A 6,839-nucleotide genomic window follows, 5' to 3' on the forward strand; every position below is an offset into this window, starting at 1 on the left:
TTTATAAACTACGCTGTTTTTTATCGAGGTATTTTCTAATCGCTTTGGCTGCAACAAAAAAGCCAAAGCTGCCTGTCACCATAGTTGCAGAGCCAAAACCATTATTACAGTCCATATTCATTGAACCATCTGCACCTTGTTTTGCTTGGCAAACCTCACCTTCAGAGGTTGGATATACAAGCTGCTCTGTTGAATAAACACAATCAACGTTAAATTTTCGCTTTGGATTGCTACTAAAGTTGTACTGTTTTCGCAAAATATAACGTACTTTTGCAAGCAATGGATCATGGGTTGTCTTTGCAACGTCACCAAAACTGATTTGACTAGGGTCGGTTTGCCCGCCTGCGCCTCCGGTTGTAATAACCGGTAGTTTTATGCGTTTACAGTGAGCAATAAGCGCAGCTTTTTCTTTTACAGCATCAATACAATCAATCACATAGTCAAAACCTTGAATATGCTCACGAATGTTATCTAGCGTAATGAAATCGTCAATAACATTAATTTTGATATCTGGATTTATAAGCTCACAACGTGTTTTCATCGCTTCTACTTTTGCTTCGCCTACGGTGCCAGTTAAAGCATGAATTTGACGATTAACATTGGTTGCACAAATATCATCTAAATCAATGAGGGTTAGTTGTCCTACACCCGTTCGAGCCAATGCTTCAGCAGCCCAACTACCTACGCCACCAATTCCAATGACACAAAAATGTGCTTGTTGTAACCAATCAAATTGTTGATGACCATATAAACGTTTAATGCCACCAAAACGAATGTCTTGTGTTGTTTCTTTCATTTACCAATCCAACGTCCAAGGAGCTGTCCACTCTTTGAATTCGTCTGAGTTAAAAACTTCATTAAGATGAGTACCTAAAGTGTAATCACATCGATACTCTTTAAGCTGCTCTTTATAGCTAAATTGTAGTGCATAGGCATGCAAGTTTGTGCGTTCGTCTTTACTACCAGCATACGTACTATCACCTAGAATTGGAGCGCCTAAGCTTTTCATCGCGACTCTAAGCTGATGTGTCTTACCAGAGAATGGCTTTAACAAGTATGCACGAAGCCCTGGTCGAATACTTTTTGAGTAAAAGCGTGTGATAGCAGGATTCGTTTGGCTCTTTAACAGCTTAAATGCACCACGACGACTTTTCTGCATATCCCCTTTTATCCAACCTTGCTTTTTCTTAGGCTTAGCATCACTTACGGCTAGGTAAAACTTATTTATTTTTTGATCAGAAAATAGCGAAGTGAATTCGGCTGCTGCTTCTTTGTTACGGGCTAATATAATTAAACCTGATGTTACTTTATCTAGCCTATGAACCGGATAGAGCTTCTCATTAACAAGCTCTTCAGCAAGTACGACAAAACCAGCACATTGTTCACTATGAAAGCTCACACCTGCTGGTTTATAAAAAACAAAGAAGTCATTTTCACTGGCATGAAGATGAACATTGTTTACATCATGCATTTTTAGTTGCCAAGCACTGCAATAACGCGCGCTAAATCTTCAGGGGTATCTACGCCTGCTTGCGGTGCACACAGAGCTTTTGCGATTTTAATTTTGTGACCATGATAAAGTACGCGAAGCTGCTCTAATGACTCTAAAAGCTCTAATCGAGATTCTGGTAATTCGATGTAGTCCTTAATAAAGCCAGCACGATAAGCATAAATACCAATATGGCGCGCAAAATCAGCAAGATTTAGCTTATCTCGGTCATCATTCATCATCGCATCACGATGATAAGGGATTGGCGAACGCGAAAAATACAGTGCGTTGTTGTCTGCATCGTTAATGACTTTCACGCAATTGGGATTAAATATATCATCAATCTCATCAATGCTGGTGCTCAAAGTCGCCATTGGCGCATCAGAATCAGCAAGTAGCATGGCAACTTGAGATACATTTTCGCTTGCCAATAAAGGCTCATCACCTTGCACGTTGACAACAATAGTGTCACTTTCAAGTTTTAACTGTTCAACAACTTCAGCTAAACGTTCTGTGCCTGATTGGTGATCTTCTCGTGTCATCAATACATTATCAGTAAACTTCTTTACTGCATCAAACACTGTTTGATGATCAGTCGCTACATAAACTTGTGAAGCACCTGAAGCAACCGCTTTTTCATAAACATGTTGGATCATTGGTTTACCACAAATATCAGCAAGTGGTTTACCTGGTAAACGCGTCGATGCGTAGCGAGCTGGGATAACGACTACGAATTCCACTTATCAACCTCTTCTTGGCTTAATTCACGGGCTTCATTTTCTAAAAGCACCGGGATATCGTCTTTGATTGGGTACGCTAGTTTCGCAGCAGTACTGATAAGCTCTTGATTTTCTTTATCAAGACGTAGTTTACCTTTACACACTGGGCAAGCGATAATTTCAAGTAATTTTGTATCAAAGGCCATTGAGGATCCCTTTTTGTTTTAATAATAAATTAAGTTTTTCGATAACTGCTGCTGTTGGCTTTGCATCAACAGGTAAATAATACCAATTTGGTTTAGCAAAACTAAAGCATTTAACTGCATCTTTTTCTGTCATAAATACAGCGTCATCTGCAAAATCGATAAAGTCATTAGCTTGGTAGGCATAATGATCACGAAAATGATGAGTCGATAGCAAGTTAATCCCTTGCTGCTCAAGACTTATTTCAAAGCGTTTGGGGTTACCAATAGCACTGACCGCATGGCCTTTATCTTGAACTGAATTGGCAAGTTCTGAATTACTTACGGTTCGAAATGGGCTTGATGTTAAATCATAGCGGCTTTGAGCGTTGCCACCATTTTCTATGACTAAATCAACCGATTTTAAGCGCGCTTTGGTTTCACGAAGTGGACCTGCAGGCATTAATAAACCGTTACCAAATTGGCGTTCACTATCAACGATACAACATTCGATATCACGCGCCATTTTATAATGCTGCATGCCATCATCAGAAATAATGACATCGATATCATGTTGCTCTAATTTTTTTATACTCGCTTGTCGGTCAGGGCCAACCATTACAACACAACCTAGGCGGCGTTTAATAAGTACAGGTTCGTCACCAGCTTGCGCTGTACTCGTATGTTCCGTCACTAACAAAGGATACGAATCAGACTGACCACCATAGCCACGACTGATCACCGCCACTTTTAAACCTTGCTGCTGTAAGTACTCAGCGAGCCAAATAACAAATGGTGTTTTGCCGTTTCCACCCACACTAATGTTACCAACAACAATGACAGGAAGATGCGCTTTAAATGCTTTTAGAATATTAAGCTTATAAAACAAAGCTCGAAGTGTTGAGATAAGCCAAAAAAGCACACTGAAAGGAAACAGTAAAACACTGATTAAACCTGGCTTTTTATACCAGCTTTTTTCAATAACACTCACTATTGCTCACCAAACTGCATTTTACATAACGCACTATAGGTACCGTCTTTTTCAAGCAGCTCGCTATGCGTGCCCTTTTCGATAACTTGACCATGGTCGATGACATAAATGCAATCACTGTTTTCTATTGTTGATAAACGGTGTGCTATCACAATCGATGTTTTTTCTTTCATTAAGCTATCAAGTGCTTGCTGGATTAGTTTTTCAGATTCAGTATCAAGTGCAGATGTCGCCTCATCTAGAATCAAAATAGGGGCATCTTTTAATATTGCACGTGCAATGGCTATTCGCTGACGCTGGCCGCCTGACAACATAACGCCGTTTTCACCCACCATGGTATCTAAACCTTCTGGTAAGTCTTTAACAAACTCCCAAACATGGGCTTGCTTGGCAACGGCCATTAACTCCTCGTTTGTTAATTCGCGGTCGAGGCCATAGCAAATGTTATTCGTTATGGTGTCATTAAATAAAACCACTTGCTGTGAAACGAGTGCAAATTGCTTACGTAAGTCTGTCAGTTTGTAATCAGCGATGTTGACGCCATCAAGCAAAATTTCACTGTCACCTTCAAGCTCATAATAACGCGGTAATAAATTTGAGATGGTCGATTTACCTGAGCCAGAACGGCCAACCAATGCGATGCTTTCGCCGGCATTAATCGAAAGTGATAAATTCTTTAATACAGGCTCATCTTTCGTTGGGTATTTAAAGGTCACATTGTTCACTTCAATTTTACCAGTTACTTTGTCAACGCTGTAAGTGCCAGTGTCTTTTTCTACTTCTTCATCAAGTACTAAAAAGATACTTTGCGCTGCCGAAATACCACGTTGTAAATCGCTATTAACGTTAGAAAGTTGCTTCAGTGGGCGTAATAACATCATCATTGATGAAATAAGTAATACGAAGTCACCTGAACTGATGGTATCAATCATCGACGGCATAGACACAACCCATAAAATCACGGCCATCGCGCTTGCTGCCAAAATTTGGATAACAGAAACGCTTAACGCTTTAGTTGCATCCATTTTAATGCGCTGCTGACGATTATGATTATTAATAGCCGAGAATTGCGATATCTCTTGCTGTTGACCACCAAAACCATGAATCACCTTGTGACCAGATAGCATTTGCTCTGAGCTGCGAGTTACTTGGCCCATAGCAGATTGGATTTTTTTCGAAATCATACGAAAACGTTTCGATACAAAGGCAACGATCACGGCCACCAGCGGAATAATGACTAAAAATATCAGTGATAGCTTCCAACTGGTATAAAACATATTAAATAGTAAGAAAACAACAAAGGCCCCTTCTCTAACAACAATTAATAGGGCTTTAGTAATGGCTTGTTGAACCTGCTCAGTATCAAAGGTGATTTTAGAGATTAAATCGCCATTTGAGTTTTTATCATGAAAAGACACCGGCAGATGTAAAATATGTTCGAATAATTGTTGGCGCAACGTTCTTACAACTTGCGAGCCAACATAACTTAAACAGTACGAAGACATATAGTTAAACATGCCACGACCTAATACCAATGCAATCACAACAAATGGTGCATAAGTTAAAACATCAGTGTTACGATCATTTAAACCTTCATCAATGAACGGCTTCATTAAATTTATAAACAATGCATCCATGGCTGAATAGCCAATCATGCCTACAATGGCGAAAAATGCGATTAACTTATAATCACCCACATAACTGATTAATCGCTTATAGATTTGGGATGTAGTTTGATCCATAACACTCTCTTATTCATAGACTTCGACTATTGTAGCCTTTAGGGGGTAAAAACAAAACGTCAATCTTGTTCGAACCAATAACTTTCCTGCTCTCGCGCAAATTCTAAGCGATATTTATCTTCGTAAAATTTTATGCGTATATGGCCATATTCTGCTGTCGATAACTGCTGTATATGGTGTTGGTTATAACGATTTACAACCTCAGGATGAGGAAAGCGCCATTGCCCTTGATAAGCAGATGAATGGATAACCACTTCAGGGTTTACTGCATCTATAAATTTACAACTGGAAGAGGTATTACTACCATGATGGGGGCTTATTAAAATAGTCGCTCGTAAATCCTTCCCCGCTTCAACAAGCTTAGTTTCTGCCGCTGCGGATATATCCCCAGTCAGTAACACTGAGTAATTAAAACCCGTTACTTTTAATAAACACGACTGATCATTACGGCTAGCGTTTTCTATCTTTGCTGTAAAACTTCTGATATTAAGCTCATCAAGCTTGAGCGTTGTTGTTTTGCACTTATTTCCAAGCCCCTGAGGATGAAAAGTAGCTAAGGTGTGTTGATAGCCTGCCATTTGCCAACTTGTTAAACCGCCAGAATGGTCGTTATCTAAGTGGCTTATTATTGTTGCAATAATAGATAACTGTTGTTTATTGATGTTGTTGAGTAATACACGGCGTACATAATCATAACGGCCAAAGTACTGTGGCCCTAAATCATAAATTATCGCTTTGTTTTTGTGGCTTACCATCACCATTAATCCATGCCCTACATCAAACACATCTAACTGAAAATTAGCTTCTGGCTGTAATTCACTATCAACGGCATATACACAAACAGGAATTAAGCACACATATTTATTTGGGCTAAAGTACAACAGCAGAAGTGTTATGTAACTTATGATCAATAATGAAAAGCTAAACTCATTGAGCGAGAACCAACGCCAGTCATTAGGGATAGAAAGTAGTAATTGATAGCCATAATACAGCGCACTGTCGACGAGTGATAACAAACCAGAAATATCGAGTAGGCTAGAAACCAAACAATAAAGAATTAAGAAAGGCAGTAACAGCACACCAACCAAGGGCACAGCAATAAGGTTAATCAATAAACCTATGACACTAGTGCCTGAGAAGTAATATAAGGATAGAGGCAGTAAACCGACAAATAAAGCGCACTGAACTTGCAGTAGCTGTGCAAATCGCTTTAAAAAACCAAGTGACAAATTAACTGTGTTTTTAGTCAGTAGAAAGATGATCGTAACGGCCAAAAAACTGAAATAGAGCCCGGGATTCAAAAGTGCAAATGGGTCTATAAACAACACAACACTCAAGGCGTACAAAATTGAACGCCAACGCACTGGGTTTTTCCCTAGGTTATAAATAACAAGGTAACAGCCTAACATCAGCAGCGCTCGGCTTGCGGAAACTATAAAATCACTTAAGTAGACATAGACGAACGAGCAACTGAACCCTACAAAAACAAATAACTTATTTAATTGAATTGATTGGCTTACGCGTATATGACTCATTCTTAACAGCCACTTACTACTATAAAAGCCGACTGCAAAGATAAGTCCGATATGAAGACCTGAAATAGCTAGTAGATGAGACAAACCTAATTCGGTAGTGTTTAGAAATCTGTGTCATTTCAGTAATATTAAGAAAACAGGAGTGACACATGACTCAATCTTTCGACTTCAACAAAGCATT

At 39.2% G+C, this 6,839-nt stretch carries 7 protein-coding genes; all 7 read right to left on the reverse strand.

The window, feature by feature from the left end; genetic code table 11:
* Window position 1 precedes the first annotated feature (1 nt).
* From tcdA to AN394_RS15800, 7 genes are read right to left on the reverse strand one after another with little or no spacing between them, the layout of a single operon-like run.
* A complete protein-coding gene (gene tcdA, locus AN394_RS15770) occupies window positions 2-796 on the reverse strand; it encodes a tRNA cyclic N6-threonylcarbamoyladenosine(37) synthase TcdA (protein WP_054561573.1) in 795 nt (264 codons plus the stop codon).
* Window positions 797-1,471 (reverse strand): TIGR01621 family pseudouridine synthase, encoded by a 675-nt coding sequence (locus AN394_RS15775; protein WP_055021959.1) that lies wholly within the window; start codon window positions 1,469-1,471, stop codon window positions 797-799. It lies immediately after the preceding gene.
* A gap of 2 nt (window positions 1,472-1,473) precedes the next feature.
* Window positions 1,474-2,229: a 3-deoxy-manno-octulosonate cytidylyltransferase gene (gene kdsB, locus AN394_RS15780; protein ID WP_055021960.1), complete on the reverse strand. Its 756-nt coding sequence runs from the start codon at window positions 2,227-2,229 to the stop codon at window positions 1,474-1,476.
* Window positions 2,217-2,414, reverse strand: a complete 198-nt coding sequence (locus AN394_RS15785; protein WP_036968654.1) for a Trm112 family protein — start codon at window positions 2,412-2,414, stop codon at window positions 2,217-2,219. Before AN394_RS15785 ends, kdsB begins: the two co-directional genes overlap by 13 nt.
* A complete protein-coding gene (gene lpxK / locus AN394_RS15790) occupies window positions 2,404-3,381 on the reverse strand; it encodes a tetraacyldisaccharide 4'-kinase (protein WP_055021961.1) in 978 nt (325 codons plus the stop codon). Before lpxK ends, AN394_RS15785 begins: the two co-directional genes overlap by 11 nt.
* A complete protein-coding gene (gene msbA, locus AN394_RS15795) occupies window positions 3,381-5,123 on the reverse strand; it encodes a lipid A export permease/ATP-binding protein MsbA (RefSeq protein ID WP_054561577.1) in 1,743 nt (580 codons plus the stop codon). Before msbA ends, lpxK begins: the two co-directional genes overlap by 1 nt.
* A 59-nt stretch (window positions 5,124-5,182) precedes the next feature.
* A complete protein-coding gene (locus AN394_RS15800) occupies window positions 5,183-6,742 on the reverse strand; it encodes a DNA internalization-related competence protein ComEC/Rec2 (protein ID WP_082423006.1) in 1,560 nt (519 codons plus the stop codon).
* Window positions 6,743-6,839: the final 97 nt, after the last annotated feature.

This window comes from Pseudoalteromonas sp. P1-26 (assembly GCF_001401795.1).
GTDB lineage: Bacteria > Pseudomonadota > Gammaproteobacteria > Enterobacterales > Alteromonadaceae > Pseudoalteromonas.